The following is a 12,631-nucleotide window of genomic DNA, read 5'->3' as shown; positions in this document are numbered from 1 at the left end:
CAGACGATCACGCCGGGGCGCCAACGCCCTTCAGCTTGGCCAGCTCGGCGTCGACGTCGTAGTCCGGCGCCGGGAACGCCGGCTTCAGGTCGGCGAGGGTCTCGATCAGCAGCTCGGCGACGGCCCAGTTGCGGTACCACTTGTGGTCGGCGGGCACCGCGTACCAGGGCGCGTGCGCGGTCGAGGTCTTCTCGAAGATCCCGGCGTATGCCTTCGCATAGGCCGGCCAGTGCGACCGCGCCTCCAGGTCGCCCGGGTTGTACTTCCAGTGCTTCTCGGGTGTGACGAGCCGAGCCTTGAGCCGCTTGAGCTGCTCCTCGGGCGAGATGTGCAGGAACACCTTGAGCACGGTGGTGCCGGCCTCGGCCAGCTCCGCCTCGAAGGCGTTGAGCTCGGCGTAGCGGCGGCGGCGTTCGGCCGTGGTCAGCAGGCCGGTGACCTGCGGGACCAGGATGTCCTCGTAGTGCGAGCGGTCGAAGACGCCGATCTGGCCGGGCGCGGGCAGCTGCTTGCGGATCCGCCACAGGTAGTCGTGGCGCCGTTCGGCCGCGGTCGGCTTCTTGAACCCCGCGTACCGGACGCCCATCGGGTTGACCAGGCCGAGCACGTGCGACACCGTGCCGCCCTTGCCGGAGGTGTCCATGCCCTGCAGCACGAGCAGCACCCGGCGCGGGCCGCCGCCGACGCCCTCGGCGTAGAGCGCCTCCTGCAGCGCCGACAGCCGCTCGCCCGCGCTTTCGAGCCCGGCGAGCGCCTTGGCCTTCTTGCCCGGCCCGACCGGGGTCGAACCCGGGTCCGGCAGGTCACCGCCGACGCGCAGCGCGTCCCGGACCCGGCTTCCGTCGTCTTTCTTCGCCATCCCGGCACGATAACGACTCAGGCGGCAGCTTTCTCGGCGAAGAGTTCCAGCAGCGCGCCGTGGCCGCCTTCGCCGGAGACACCTTCGCGGACCTTCGGGCCGGTCTCGCCGTGCCGCTCGAAGCCGCGGTGCTCCAGCTCGACGCGGGTGCTGCGCGGCCCCTCCTCGATGAATCTGACCTCGATTTCGCTGGCGTACGCCGGGTCGGGGTTGATCTTCCAGCCGCCGTCGATGCGCCAGGACAGCACCACCCGGGCGGGTGGCTCCCAGACCAGCACCTCGCCCCACTGGCATTCGGCGCCGTCGACCGTGCGCTCGTACCAGCGGCCGCCCGCCTTCGGCTCCAGGACGGCTTCGACGAGGTCGGCGTCGCCCAGGTGGTGCTCGCGCGGCCACCAGCTGTCGAAGGCCTCGGTGTAGGTCTTGAACGCGTGCTCCCGCGAGCAGGCGACGGTGACGCTCTTGCGGATCGGCTCCAGGGTGGTCATGACTGCTCCTCTTCGGTGCGTTCCGCCAGGTCGGCGAAGGACTTGAGCGCGTCCGACCACATGCCGTCGAGGTAGGCGCGCAGGGCGGCGATCCCGGCCGGTTCCAGCCGGTAGAGCCGTTTGGTGCCGGCGGCCCGATCGGTGACCAGCCCGGCCGCCTTGAGCACCTTGAGGTGCTGGGACACGGCCGGGCGGCTGATCGGCAGGTCCGCGGCCAGCTCGCCGACCGCCCGCGGCCCGGCCCGCAGCGCCTCGAAGATCGCGCGGCGCGAGGGGTCGGCGAGGGCGGCCAGCCGGTCGCTTCCGTAAGTCGCCACGAACGGTAAGTTACGACTTACCGACACACCCGTCAACGGCCACGCAGTGTTTCGGGGGTGTGAACAGGATATTGCGCAACGAACAACGGGTGAAAGCAACGATTCCCGGCTGAACTCTGCGTGTTCTGCCTCTAACCTGAACGCATGACGACGTTCGCCGGCCGGGAGACCGCCGCCCCCACCGCCGCGAGCTTCATCGAGCTCGACGAGCAATGGAGCACGCACAACTACCACCCGCTGCCGGTCGTGATCGCCGAAGCCTCCGGTGCCTCGGTGACCGACGTCGAGGGCCGGTCCTACCTCGACTTCCTGTCCGGCTACTCGGCGCTGAACTTCGGCCACCGCCACCCGGACCTGATCGCCGCCGCCGTCGGGCAGCTCGGGCGCGTCACGCTGACGTCGCGGGCGTTCCACCACGACCAGCTGGGGCTGTTCTGCCAGGAGCTGGCCGAGCTGACCGGCACCGAGCTGGTGCTGCCGATGAACTCCGGCGCCGAGGCCGTCGAGTCCGCGGTCAAGGTGGCCCGCAAGTGGGCGCACCGGGTCAAGGGCGTGCCGGACGGCACGGCGGAGATCATCGTCGCCGGCTCGAACTTCCACGGCCGGACCACCACGATCGTGTCGTTCTCCACCGACGAGACGGCCCGCGCCGACTTCGGCCCGTTCACGCCGGGCTTCGTCACGGTGAAGTACGGCGACGCGGCCGCGCTGCGCGACGCGATCACCCCGCGCACGGCCGCGGTGCTGCTGGAGCCGGTCCAGGGCGAGGCGGGCGTCATCGTGCCGCCGGAGGGCTACTTCGCCGACGTCCGCGCCGCCTGCGACGAGCACGGCGTGCTGCTGATCGCCGACGAGATCCAGTCCGGGCTGGCCCGCACGGGCACCGTGCTGGCGCTGGACCACGAAGGCGTCCGAGCGGACGTGTACACGCTGGGCAAGGCCCTCGGCGGCGGCATCCTGCCGGTGTCCGCGGTGGTCGGCCGCCGCGACGTGCTGGGCGTCCTGAAGCCGGGTGAGCACGGCTCGACCTTCGGCGGCAACCCGCTGGCCTGCGCGGTCGGCCGGGCGGTCGTCAAGCTGCTGTCGACCGGCGAGTTCCAGCAGCGGTCGACGGAGCTGGGCGCCCACCTGCACGCGCGGCTGAACGCGCTGATCGGGAGCGGGCTGTCCGAGGTCCGCGGCCGCGGCCTGTGGGCGGGCATCGACATCGCCCCGGGCGGCCCGTCCGGCCGCGAGGCGTCGGTGGCGCTGTCGGCGCGGGGTGTGCTGTGCAAGGAGACGCACGAGCGCACGCTGCGCGTCGCGCCGCCGCTGGTGATCACGCGCGAGGAGCTGGACCGCGGCATCGACGCGATCGCCGAGGTGATCCGCCCCTGAGACCACCCGGACGCCGCCGGCTGAGCCTCCCGCCCCGGCGGCGTCCGGGAGCACAATGTCCCCTTCGGACGTTGTGCCCGGTATGGGATCAGGGGAACGCCCGCTCGTGGGCACCGAAAGCGTGACACCGGCCGAGCTGTACGAACAGGGGAAGCGCCTCCGGGAGAAGACCCCGGCCGCCGCGCACGACCACGAAGCCGCGGCGAACGACCGGCCGTCACCGCAGCAGTACTTCGACGCCACCACCACCGGGCGGCTGCCGGAGCTGGTCGAACTGCGGCGGGAACGCATGCTCGCCTCGCCGTTCACCTTCTTCCGCGGGGCCGCCGGACTGATGGGCGCCGACCTCGCCGGGACGCCGGACTCCGGTCTCACCGCGCAGCTCTGCGGGGACGCGCACGCCGCCAACTTCGGGCTCTACGGCACGCCCGAAGGCAAGATCGTGATGGACATCAACGACTTCGACGAGACCGTGCCAGGCCCCTGGGAATGGGACCTCAAGCGGCTCGCCGCCAGCCTCGTGCTCGCCGGCCGCGAAGGCGGGATCGGCGAGTCCGGCTGCCGCGAGGCCGCCGAAGACGCCGTCAAGTCCTACCGCCGGACCATCCGGGCGCTGGCCGAGCTGCCCTTTCTCCGGAGCTGGAACGCGCTGCCGGACTCCTCGGTGCTGTCGAAGGCCCGGGCCGACGAGCTGATCGACGACTTCGCCGACGCCGCCGAGAAAGCCCGCAAGAACGACAGCGCGAAGGTCGCCGCGAAGTGGACCGAACGCGTCGACGACCACGAGACCGGCCTGGCGCGGCACCGGTTCGTCGAAGACCCGCCCGTCCTGACCCACGTCGACGCGGAGACCGCCGAGGCCGTGCACGCCGGACTGGTGTCCTATGTGGACACCCTGCGCGAGTCGCGGCGGACGCTGATCGCGCGGTACCGGCTCGCCGACGTCGCCTTCCGGGTGGTCGGCACCGGCAGCGTCGGCCTGCGCAGCTACGTCGCCCTGCTGCACGGCAACGACGACGAAGACCTCGTCCTGCAGGTGAAACAGGCGCAGCGGCCCGCACTCGCGCCGTACCTGGACCTGCCCGCCGCGGAGCACGAAGGCCGCCGGATCGTCGACGGCGCCCGGCTGGTGCAGGCCGAGACCGACATCCTGCTCGGCTGGACCACGATCGGCGGCGTGCCGTTCATCGTCCGGCAGTTCCGCAACCTCAAGGGCGACATCGACCCGTCGGCGCTGGAGAAGGACCACCTCGACGACTACGGCCGGCTGGCCGGCGCGCTGCTCGCCCGCGCCCACACGCGCTCGCTGCACCCGAAACTGCTTTCGGGCTACTTCGCCGACGACTCCGAGCTCGACGAGGCGATGGGGGCCTACGCCGTGCGTTACGCCGACCGGACGGAAGCCGACCACGCCGCCTTCTCGGGGACCTGACCGGACAGGTTGCCGGTCAACGCTGGAGAACGAATTCCCCGCCGTGCTAGATGTTCGTGAACGGGTGACGGCGAGGGAGGCGGCGTGGCGGACATCGGACGGCGGTCGGTGCTCACGGGAGCGGTCGCGACGGCGCTGGCGGCCACCGCGGCGCCCGCGTTCGCGACACCTCGGCGGCGGGCGTTCCGGCTGGGCGTCAACTACACGCCCTCGACGCGCTGGTTCCACATGTGGGAGGACTGGCGCGAGGCCGACCTGCGCCGCGACCTCGCCGACATCGCCGCGCTCGGGCTCGACCACATCCGGATCATGCTGCTGTGGTCGGCCTTCCAGCCCGAACCGCACCTGGTGAGCGGCGAGAAGCTCGACCGCCTGCACCGCTTCCTGGACCTCGCGGGCGCGGCCGGGCTGGACGTCGAGGTCACCGTGTTCAACGGCCACATCTCGGCCCGCTACTGGACGCCGAACTGGCTGCAGACCACGCCGAAGCCGGTCAACTGGTTCACCGACCCCGCGGCCCTCGACGCACAGCGCACGCTGCTGGCGGCCCTGGCCGAGCGGATCGGCACGCACCCGCGGTTCCTCGGCTTCGACCTGTCGAACGAGCCGTACTACTACTGGGATTCCTACGCCGGCCTGGCCGTCACCCCGGCGCAGGCGGACGCGTGGGCCCGCACGCTGTGCGCCACGGCCGAGCAGGTGGCGCCCGGCAAGGCGCACACGGTCGGCTGCGACCGGGCGCCGTGGGACAACGGCACGTACTTCACCCGCCCCGGGCTCGCGGACGCCGGGACCGTGGTGGCGATCCACCCGTGGACGTCGTTCTTCGGCACGCTGAAGACGGACCCGCTCGCCGCGTTCGCCACGCACAACGCCGAGCGCCTGATCCAGGTGGCCCAGGCGTACGCCACGGACCCGGCGCGCCGGGTCTGGATCCAGGAGGACGGCGCGGCACCGTCAATCCACTTCAGCGACGCAACCCGCCCGCAGTACGGCGAGTGGCTGTCCCGCTCGATCCGCAACGCGGCTTCCTGCGCGCACACGCTGGGCTTCACGTGGTGGTGCTCCCACGACGTGAACCCGGCGCTGGTCCCGAACCTGAACCCGCTGGAATACGACCTGGGGCTGTACACCAACGACCGCAAGCTGAAACCGGCCGGTCAGGCGTTGAAGGCACTGGCGGCGGAGTTCGACCGGACCCCGCCGTCCCCGGCGCCGCGCACGAAGGCGATCGTGATCCCCGACCTGACGCCGACGGCGGGCAGCGACCGGTTCTTCGAGCTGGCGGCCGAGGGCGACCGGGTGGCGTTCGTGCTGCAGAGCCGCGCCGCGGACGCGGCCTACCTGCGGGCCCGCGGCATCACCGAGCTCATCCGGCCGTGACCAGCGCGGCGACGTCCGCCGCGCAGCCCCACGCCAGGGTGATGCCCGCGCCCCCGTGCCCGTAGCAGTGCACCACGTCGCCCTCCCGCTCCAGCCGCACCTCGCGCCGGAACGGGCGCAGGCCCACGAGCGACCGCAGCACCGCCGCGTCCGCCAGCCGGGGCTCCAGCTCGCGGCAGCGGCGCAGGATGTCCGCCGTCACGCCCGGGTTCGGGTCCGTGTCGCCGCGGCCCGGCTCCTCCGTTCCGCCGCACACCACGTGCCCGCCGTGCGGGATCACGTACGTCACGCCCGGGCCCGCCTCGTCGACCACGAACTCCGCCAGGCCCGGGTCGGTCACGTGCACCACCTGGCCGCCGACCGGGACCATCGAGGTGTCGCCGGCGAGGGGACCCGCGCCGAGGCCCGCCGCGTTGACCACGACGTCCGCGTCGAGCTCCGACAGCGACGTCAGGGCCCGGTACTCCACCCGCACGCCCAGCGCGCGCACCCCGGCGAGCAGCCAGCCCAGGTACACCGGGGTGTCGACCACCGCCGTCGTGAACTCCACGCGGTCCCCGTCGCGGGCCGCGCCGACCGCCGGGAGCCACTGCGGGTCGGGCGCCCCGGCCGTCAGCAGGACGCGGCCGCGGCGGAAGCGGACGCCGGGGGCGTCCTGCCCGCGGAACACCGCGAGGCTCGCCGCGGTCCAGCGGACCACGCGCTCGTCCCGGTGGGGTCCCGGTGGGTACACGACCCCGCCGGCGACCGCCGACGTCGTTTCCCGCGGCGGGGCCGCCGCCACGACCGTGACGTGGTGGCCCGCCTCCGCCAGCCGGTACGCGCTGCTCAGCCCGGCCATTCCGGCGCCGGCGACGGTGACCCGCATCCGCTCCTCCCGAGGTCGGTTCCCCCGCATGGTGACGCACCGGCGGCGCCCGGCGCGCCGCGGGGGCCCGGCTACCCTCGCGCGGGTGAGGACGATCGCCGTGATCTGCGCGTTGTTCGCGCTGCTGCTGGGCCTGCCGTTCGCCGGCGGGACCGCACCCGGCGCGGTCGACGCCGCCGCCGCCCGGGCCGTCGCGCCGCTGAGCCCCGGTGTGCTGCGGGCGCTGGTGTTCCCGACCGAGCCGTACGTCGTGCTCGCGCTGGGCCTGCTCGCGGTCGTCCTGTGCCTGCGCGCCGGGCGGCGGCTGGAGGCCGGGCTCGCGCTGGCCGTGCCGGTGCTGGCGATCCTGCTGACGGCCTTCCTGCTCAAGCCGCTCTACGACCGGTGGAAGAACGGCACCCTCGTCTACCCCAGCGGCCACACGGTGAGCCTGGTCGCGGTGCTGACCGTGCTCGTGCTGGTCACGCGCCGGGTGGTCGTGGTGGTGCTGGCCGCGGTGGCGCTGCTCGCCGCGACGGCGGGGCTCGTCGGCCTGGGCTACCACTACCTCACCGACGTCGTCGGCGGGACGCTGTGGGCCGTCGCGGTCGTGCTGGTCAGCTGGCCGGCACGGCGTCCCGAGCCAGCGCCGTCAGCCGGCTGACCGCGCGCAGGTACTTCTTGCGGTAGCCGCCGTCGACCATCTCCTCGGTGAACAGCGACGGCAGCGGCTCCCCCGACACCACCAGCGGGATGGCCCGGTCGTAGAGCCGGTCGGCGAAGGCGACCAGCCGCAGGCCCACGTTCTGGTCCGGCGCCGGGTGGATGCCCCGCAGGTGCACGCGGGTGACGCCGTCGAGCAGCCGCCCGTAGCGCGACGGGTGCAGCTCGGCGAGGTGGGCGCACAGCGCGTCGAAATCGTCCACAGTGGACCCGTCGTGCGCGGCGGCCGACGATTCCAGCTCGTCGGCCGAAACCGGCGGCGGCGCGTCCGGCAGGCCGCGGTGGCGGTAGTCCGGGCCGTCGACGCGGACCACGCCGAAGCGCGCCGAGAGCGTCTGGATCTCGCGCAGGAAGTCCTCGGCGGCGAACCGGCCCTCCCCCAGCTTCTCCGGCAGCGTGTTCGACGTCGCCGCGACGAACACCCCGGCGTCCATCAGCTCCTGCAGCAGCCGAGTGACCAGCGTGGTGTCGCCCGGGTCGTCGAGCTCGAACTCGTCGATGGCCAGGAACCGGTGTTCCGACAGCCGCCGCACGGCCTCGGCGAAACCCAGCGCGCCGACCAGGTGGGTCAGCTCGACGAACGTGCCGTACGCCTTGGGCGAGGGCGCCGCGTGCCACGTCGAGGCGAGCAGGTGGGTCTTGCCGACGCCGAACCCGCCGTCGAGGTAGAGCCCCCTCGGCCCGGCGGGCTCCGGGGACCCGCCGAAGAGCTTGAAGCGCTTCTTTTCGCGGCGGACGCCGATCCTCTCCGCGAACGCCGAGCACGCCTCGACCGCGGCGGCCTGGCTGGGCTCGCCGGGATTGGGGACGTAGGTCTCGAACCGGACGGCGTCGAAGCGCGGCGGCGGCACCAGGGCGCCGATCAGCTCGTCGGCGGACAGCTCGGGACGGCGGCCGGTCAGGTGCGCGGGCATGACCAAAGAGACCATGACCTGCCGACGCGACCACACGCGGGGGTCCGGGGGCTTGCCCCCGGCGGGGTCCGGGGGCTCGGCCCCCAGGAGACACAGTCCCCGGTAGAGACGTGATCCACGCTCGTGCTGGGATGATCGGGTGCAGCTTGTGTGGCCCGATCGGACGGGCGGACTGACCGGTTCGGACCTCGAAGACCTCTACGCCTACCCCGAGGACCTGGACCGGCCCTGGGTGCAGGTGAACTTCGTCGCGTCCGCGGACGGCGCCGTCGAGATCGACACGACCTCGGCCGGGCTCTCGCACGCCGCCGACCGGAAGGTCTTCCTGCTCGGCCGCGATCTCGCCGACGTGATCCTGGTCGGCGCGGGCACCGCCCGCGCCGAGAACTACCGCGGGGTCGTCGCGGGCCCGAAACGCCTCGAACGCCGACGCCGCCTGGGGTTCGCAGGCGTCCCGCCGATCGCCGTCGTGACGCGCACCGCCGACCTGGACCCGGCGTCCCGGCTGTTCACCGAAACCGCCGTTCCCCCGATCGTGGTCACCACGGACACCGCCGACACGCGCGCCCTCGAAGCCGCCGGAGCGGAAGTCCTGCGTGCCGGCACCGAGGACGTCGACCTGCCCCGCGCCCTCGAGCTGCTCGCCGCCCGCGGCCTGCGCCGGATCGACTGCGAAGGCGGGCCCGGGCTCTTCGCCCGGCTCGTCGCCGGCGACCTCGTCGACCAGCTGTGCCTGACCGTCGCGCCGCTGCTGGTGGCCGGGACCGCGGGCCGGATCGCCGCCGGGGCCGCGCCCGCCGTGCCGCGCCGGCTCGCCCTCGCGTCGGTGCTGGTCGAGGACGGCTTCACGCTCCTGCGCTACCGCCGGGACGCCGGGTGAGCGACGACGCCGAGCTCCTCGCCAAGGCCGCGGGCGGCGACGAAACGGCGTTCGGCGTGCTGGTGCGGCAGCACACGCCCCGGATGTACCGGGTGGCGCTGCGGATCACCGGCAGCGCGGCCGAGGCCGAGGACGTCGTGCAGGAGGCGTGGCTCGCCGCCTGGCGGTCCCTGGGCGGGTTCCGGCAGGAGTCGGCGGTGTCGACCTGGCTCTACCGCGTCGTCACCAACGGCGCGCTGGCCGCGCTGCGCCGCCGCCGTCCGACGGTCTCCCTCGACGCCCCGGATCCGCAGTCCACTGTGGACAGCGCGTTGCTCGCCGCGGCGGTGCCTGGCCCGGAAGGCCGGGTCGTGCGCGCCGAAGAGGTCGACGCGGTGCTGCGGGCGGTCGGCCGGCTGGAGGTGTCCCAGCGCGTGCCGCTCGTGCTGCGCGAACTGGAGGGGCTGAGCTACGAAGAGGTCGCCGAAGTGCTCGACGTGAACGTCGGCGCCTTGCGTTCCCGGCTGCACCGGGCCAGGGTGGCGCTGCTCGCCGAGTTGAGGGAGCGGTGATGGCCGAGACAGCGGATCCCGAGCGGGATCCCCGGTGGGACGCCGTGCGCGCCGCCGCCCGGCGCCGGGTGCCGACCCCGCCCGGCCTGGTCGAACGCGTGCTGCGGGCGGTCGCGCGCGGCGGCCGGACGGCGGTCGACGTGCCCGGCGAGGCGGGCCGGCTGCGCGTCACCGGAGACGTCGTCACCCGGCTGGCCCGGACGATCGCCGCGGCCCGGGCCCCGGACGGCGTGCGCGTCTCGGCCGTCGCGGCCGAGGACGACGCCGTCGAGGTGCTCGTGTCGGTCCGGTTCGGGGTCGTCGCCGACCGGGCCGCCGAGGCGCTGCGGCGGGCCGTCACCGCCGAACTGGGCCGGCAGCTCGGGACCACCATGGCGGTGAACGTGCACGTCGTGGACGTCCACCGGGAGCGGGATTAGCCCGATCGGGCGACATTGCGTGAGGGTCCGGCCCGCCCGGGCATCGTAGGGGCGAGAGCCCGCCCGCGAGAGGAGCCCGCACGCATGCACCCGGAACGGATCGAGAGCCCCGGCACGGTCACCCCGCTCAACGAGGAGGGCGCCGCCGGCCGCACCACCATCTCGTCGCTGGTGGTGCAGAAGGTCGCCGGCCTGGCCGCCCGCGAGATCGCCGGCGTGCACGCCCTCGGCGGCGGCGGGGTGTCGCGCGCGCTCGGCGCCCTGCGCGAGCGGATCCCGGGCTCCGGCACAGTCACCACGACCGGCGTGTCGGTGGAGGTCGGCGAGAAGCAGACGGCGATCGACCTCGACGTCGTGGTGGAGTACGGCGCGCGCATCACCGACGTCGCCCGCGCGGTGCGGCGCAACGTGATCACCGCGGTCGAGCAGATCACCGGCCTCGAGGTGATCGAGGTGAACATCGCGGTCAACGACATCTTCCTGCCGGGCGAGGAAGAAACCGAACCGGCGCGGGTGGAGTGACCGGGCCCGGCCGGGCGGCCTTCCGGGCGTTCGTCCGCGCCCACCACCCCGACGCCGGCGGCGACCCGGCCGAGTTCGCCGCCGGGCTCGCGCGGTTGCGCGAACCGCCTTCCCGCTTCGACGCACCGGTGCGGTTCGTGACCCGCCGCCGGGGCATCGCGGCCCTGCTCGCCCGCTTCCGCCGCCGCCCGCCCCGCGTGCGGTGACACTTTCCGTCCCATGTCCTAGGAGGACACGTGAACGCAACGCAGACCGGGCTCCTGGCCGGGCTGATCCTCGGCCTGGCCGCGACCCAGGGGTTCACCGCGTTCCTGGTGACCCTGGCCGTCGGCATCATCGGCCTGGTCGCCGGCCGGGTCCTCGACGGCGAACTCGACCTCGGCGAGCTCTTCGGGAAGGGCCGCGACAAGTGAGCCCCGCCCTCGACGTGCCGCGGGAGCTCGCCGAACCCGGCGAGCGCGGCACCCTCACCATCGGGCACGCGGTGGTCCGCAAGGTCGCCCAGCACGCCGCGGACGGCGTCCCCGGCACCGCCCGCGACGGCAAGAAGGGCGCGAAGGCGAAGGTCGGCGGGCACGACAACGACGTCGACCTCGCGCTCGACCTCGCCCTGCGCTACCCGGCGGCGGTCCGCGCGGTCGTCGGCGACGTCCGGGAGAAGGTCACCGAAGAGGTCGAGCTGATCACCGGCTACCACGTCCGGACGCTGGCCGTGACGGTGTCCGCGCTGCTGCCGGACGCCGCGCCGAGGGTGCGGTAGCCGTGCGCCCGTTCGTCCGCATCCTCTCGACCCTGCTGGGCCTCGCGTTCGCCGCGGCCGGGGCACTGCTCGCCCTGGAGGTCGGCTGGCAGTGGTGGCGCCCGGGCTCGGCGCCGCTGCTGGTGCCGTGGCCGCGCTGGCAGGCCGAACTGACGTCGCTGGGCTGGGATGCCTACGCCGTGCGCGTCGGCGCCGGCGTGGTCGCCGCCGTGGGCCTGGTGCTCGTCGGCTGCGCGCTGGCCGCAGGCAACCGCGCGGTGCGGCTGACCGACCCGGCCGAAGACGTGAGCGTTTCGACGTCGCCGCGCTCGCTGGCCCGGCTCGTCGGGCTCACCGTGCGCGCGCAGGACAACGTCGCGGGCGCATCGGTCACCGCGAGTGCCCGCCGCGTCCGCGTCCGCGCCAAGAGCACCCTCGAGAGCGAAGGCGAGCTGCGGCCACGGCTGCTGGCCACGGTGTCGGCGCTGCTCGACGACGTCCCGCTGGTGCGGCGGCCGAAGGTCTCGGTCGTCGTCGACTCGCCGAAGGACCGCCGATGAGCCGCTCGATCGCCGCGAAGGCCCTCGCCCGGTCGTACACCGGCGAACGCACGCTGACGTTCCTGGTCGGGCTGCTGGCCCTGGCGGGCGGCGTCCTGGCCCTGGTGGTCGGCTTCGGCTGGCTCGGCGAGTTCCGCGGCCGCCGTCCGCTGCTGGACCCGATCGCCACCGGCTGGCTCGGCGGGCACGCGACGCCGGCCCGGATCGCCGCGATCGTGCTCGGGGTGCTGCTGTTCGCCGCCGGGCTGCGGTGGGCGGTGCGCTCGCTGCGCCCGGAACCGCGCCCGGACCTGGACCTCGACCGCACGGAAGGCGCGGAGCTGGTGGTCACGGCGGCCGCGGTCGCCGGCGCGGTCCAGGCCGACGCGGAGCGCCTCGGCGGCGTCAGCCGCGCCCGGGTCCGCGCGGTCGGCTCGCGCACTTCTCCGGCGTTGCGCATCACGCTGTGGCTGCACGAAGGCACCGACCTCAAGGGTGTCTGGGCGGACCTCGACGCGCAGGTGCTGACCAGGGCCCGGGACTCGCTCGGCCTGCCGTCGCTGCCGGCCGCGGTCCGGCTGGAACTCGACACGAGCCCGGCGAAACGCGTGCGCTGAGCCGGGGTTTTCCGCAGAATGCGG

The 12,631-nt window shown here is 73.9% G+C and carries 18 protein-coding genes; 13 read left to right on the top strand and 5 right to left on the bottom strand.

Annotated elements, in window-relative coordinates; genetic code table 11:
• Nucleotides 1-7 precede the first annotated feature (7 nt).
• From ABZW17_RS26275 to ABZW17_RS26265, 3 genes are read right to left on the bottom strand one after another with little or no spacing between them, the layout of a single operon-like run.
• Nucleotides 8-859, bottom strand: coding sequence for a PPK2 family polyphosphate kinase (locus ABZW17_RS26275; protein WP_354819439.1), 852 nt, complete (start codon nucleotides 857-859; stop codon nucleotides 8-10).
• Between the two features lie 17 nt (nucleotides 860-876).
• Nucleotides 877-1,347, bottom strand: a complete 471-nt coding sequence (locus tag ABZW17_RS26270) for an SRPBCC family protein (RefSeq protein WP_354819436.1) — start codon at nucleotides 1,345-1,347, stop codon at nucleotides 877-879.
• Nucleotides 1,344-1,664, bottom strand: coding sequence for a metalloregulator ArsR/SmtB family transcription factor (locus ABZW17_RS26265; protein WP_354819433.1), 321 nt, complete (start codon nucleotides 1,662-1,664; stop codon nucleotides 1,344-1,346). The genes ABZW17_RS26270 and ABZW17_RS26265 overlap by 4 nt, the downstream gene beginning before the upstream one ends.
• A 144-nt stretch (nucleotides 1,665-1,808) precedes the next feature.
• On the opposite strand from ABZW17_RS26265, the gene rocD reads away from it, so the two are divergent.
• The 3 genes from rocD to ABZW17_RS26250 all read left to right on the top strand — a co-directional run bounded on the left by rocD (nucleotide 1,809) and on the right by ABZW17_RS26250 (nucleotide 5,856).
• Entirely contained in the window at nucleotides 1,809-3,041 is a 1,233-nt protein-coding gene (rocD, locus tag ABZW17_RS26260) for an ornithine--oxo-acid transaminase (protein WP_354819430.1), read from the top strand.
• Nucleotides 3,042-3,123: 82 nt separating this feature from the next.
• Nucleotides 3,124-4,473, top strand: a complete 1,350-nt coding sequence (locus tag ABZW17_RS26255; protein ID WP_354819427.1) for a DUF2252 domain-containing protein — start codon at nucleotides 3,124-3,126, stop codon at nucleotides 4,471-4,473.
• 84 nt (nucleotides 4,474-4,557) lie between these two features.
• Complete coding sequence (locus ABZW17_RS26250) at nucleotides 4,558-5,856, top strand: hypothetical protein (protein WP_354819424.1); 1,299 nt, start codon at nucleotides 4,558-4,560, stop codon at nucleotides 5,854-5,856.
• Here ABZW17_RS26250 and ABZW17_RS26245 read toward each other — a convergent pair.
• Nucleotides 5,843-6,724 (bottom strand): FAD-dependent oxidoreductase, encoded by an 882-nt coding sequence (locus ABZW17_RS26245; RefSeq protein ID WP_354819421.1) that lies wholly within the window; start codon nucleotides 6,722-6,724, stop codon nucleotides 5,843-5,845. The genes ABZW17_RS26250 and ABZW17_RS26245 overlap by 14 nt on opposite strands.
• 28 nt (nucleotides 6,725-6,752) lie before the next feature.
• Here ABZW17_RS26245 and ABZW17_RS26240 point away from each other — a divergent pair, with 28 nt between their 5' ends.
• A complete protein-coding gene (locus tag ABZW17_RS26240) occupies nucleotides 6,753-7,367 on the top strand; it encodes a phosphatase PAP2 family protein (RefSeq protein ID WP_354819418.1) in 615 nt (204 codons plus the stop codon).
• On the opposite strand, the gene zapE is transcribed toward ABZW17_RS26240, so the two are convergent.
• Nucleotides 7,321-8,340: a cell division protein ZapE gene (gene zapE / locus ABZW17_RS26235; protein WP_354819415.1), complete on the bottom strand. Its 1,020-nt coding sequence runs from the start codon at nucleotides 8,338-8,340 to the stop codon at nucleotides 7,321-7,323. The genes ABZW17_RS26240 and zapE overlap by 47 nt on opposite strands.
• A gap of 139 nt (nucleotides 8,341-8,479) precedes the next feature.
• On the opposite strand from zapE, the gene ABZW17_RS26230 reads away from it, so the two are divergent.
• The 9 genes from ABZW17_RS26230 to ABZW17_RS26190 all read left to right on the top strand — a co-directional run bounded on the left by ABZW17_RS26230 (nucleotide 8,480) and on the right by ABZW17_RS26190 (nucleotide 12,607).
• Nucleotides 8,480-9,220 (top strand): pyrimidine reductase family protein, encoded by a 741-nt coding sequence (locus tag ABZW17_RS26230; protein ID WP_354819412.1) that lies wholly within the window; start codon nucleotides 8,480-8,482, stop codon nucleotides 9,218-9,220.
• Nucleotides 9,217-9,771 carry a sigma-70 family RNA polymerase sigma factor gene (locus ABZW17_RS26225; RefSeq protein WP_354819409.1) on the top strand — a complete coding sequence of 185 codons (555 nt, stop codon included), beginning with the start codon at nucleotides 9,217-9,219 and terminating at the stop codon, nucleotides 9,769-9,771. The genes ABZW17_RS26230 and ABZW17_RS26225 overlap by 4 nt, the downstream gene beginning before the upstream one ends.
• Entirely contained in the window at nucleotides 9,771-10,190 is a 420-nt protein-coding gene (locus tag ABZW17_RS26220) for an Asp23/Gls24 family envelope stress response protein (protein ID WP_354819406.1), read from the top strand. The genes ABZW17_RS26225 and ABZW17_RS26220 overlap by 1 nt, the downstream gene beginning before the upstream one ends.
• Before the next feature lie 84 nt (nucleotides 10,191-10,274).
• A complete protein-coding gene (locus ABZW17_RS26215; RefSeq protein ID WP_354819403.1) occupies nucleotides 10,275-10,712 on the top strand; it encodes an Asp23/Gls24 family envelope stress response protein in 438 nt (145 codons plus the stop codon).
• Nucleotides 10,709-10,918: a hypothetical protein gene (locus ABZW17_RS26210; RefSeq protein WP_354819400.1), complete on the top strand. Its 210-nt coding sequence runs from the start codon at nucleotides 10,709-10,711 to the stop codon at nucleotides 10,916-10,918. Before ABZW17_RS26215 ends, ABZW17_RS26210 begins: the two co-directional genes overlap by 4 nt.
• A 30-nt stretch (nucleotides 10,919-10,948) precedes the next feature.
• Nucleotides 10,949-11,125 carry a hypothetical protein gene (locus ABZW17_RS26205; RefSeq protein WP_013224542.1) on the top strand — a complete coding sequence of 59 codons (177 nt, stop codon included), beginning with the start codon at nucleotides 10,949-10,951 and terminating at the stop codon, nucleotides 11,123-11,125.
• Nucleotides 11,122-11,472 carry an Asp23/Gls24 family envelope stress response protein gene (locus tag ABZW17_RS26200; RefSeq protein ID WP_354819397.1) on the top strand — a complete coding sequence of 117 codons (351 nt, stop codon included), beginning with the start codon at nucleotides 11,122-11,124 and terminating at the stop codon, nucleotides 11,470-11,472. The genes ABZW17_RS26205 and ABZW17_RS26200 overlap by 4 nt, the downstream gene beginning before the upstream one ends.
• Nucleotides 11,473-11,474: 2 nt before the next feature.
• On the top strand, nucleotides 11,475-12,011 hold the full coding sequence (locus ABZW17_RS26195; RefSeq protein ID WP_354819394.1) for a DUF6286 domain-containing protein: 537 nt from the start codon (nucleotides 11,475-11,477) through the stop codon (nucleotides 12,009-12,011).
• Nucleotides 12,008-12,607: an alkaline shock response membrane anchor protein AmaP gene (locus tag ABZW17_RS26190; RefSeq protein ID WP_354819391.1), complete on the top strand. Its 600-nt coding sequence runs from the start codon at nucleotides 12,008-12,010 to the stop codon at nucleotides 12,605-12,607. Before ABZW17_RS26195 ends, ABZW17_RS26190 begins: the two co-directional genes overlap by 4 nt.
• Nucleotides 12,608-12,631: the final 24 nt, after the last annotated feature.

Source organism: Amycolatopsis sp. NPDC004625 (genome assembly GCF_040609695.1).
Taxonomy (GTDB): domain Bacteria; phylum Actinomycetota; class Actinomycetes; order Mycobacteriales; family Pseudonocardiaceae; genus Amycolatopsis.
The sequence above is the reverse complement of the archived record's forward strand: the minus strand, read 5'-3'. Positions and strand labels throughout refer to the sequence as shown.

Bases quoted from the DNA above. Each gene is read 5' to 3' on its own strand.
- ABZW17_RS26275 (WP_354819439.1), bottom strand. From the start codon at position 859: ATGGCGAAGAAAGACGACGGAAGCCGGGTCCGGGACGCGCTGCGCGTC.
- ABZW17_RS26270 (WP_354819436.1), bottom strand. From the start codon at position 1,347: ATGACCACCCTGGAGCCGATCCGCAAGAGCGTCACCGTCGCCTGCTCG.
- rocD (WP_354819430.1), top strand. From the start codon at position 1,809: ATGACGACGTTCGCCGGCCGGGAGACCGCCGCCCCCACCGCCGCGAGC.
- ABZW17_RS26255 (WP_354819427.1), top strand. From the start codon at position 3,124: ATGGGATCAGGGGAACGCCCGCTCGTGGGCACCGAAAGCGTGACACCG.
- ABZW17_RS26245 (WP_354819421.1), bottom strand. From the start codon at position 6,724: ATGCGGGTCACCGTCGCCGGCGCCGGAATGGCCGGGCTGAGCAGCGCG.
- ABZW17_RS26240 (WP_354819418.1), top strand. From the start codon at position 6,753: ATGGTGACGCACCGGCGGCGCCCGGCGCGCCGCGGGGGCCCGGCTACC.
- zapE (WP_354819415.1), bottom strand. From the start codon at position 8,340: ATGCCCGCGCACCTGACCGGCCGCCGTCCCGAGCTGTCCGCCGACGAG.
- ABZW17_RS26220 (WP_354819406.1), top strand. From the start codon at position 9,771: ATGGCCGAGACAGCGGATCCCGAGCGGGATCCCCGGTGGGACGCCGTG.
- ABZW17_RS26215 (WP_354819403.1), top strand. From the start codon at position 10,275: ATGCACCCGGAACGGATCGAGAGCCCCGGCACGGTCACCCCGCTCAAC.
- ABZW17_RS26190 (WP_354819391.1), top strand. From the start codon at position 12,008: ATGAGCCGCTCGATCGCCGCGAAGGCCCTCGCCCGGTCGTACACCGGC.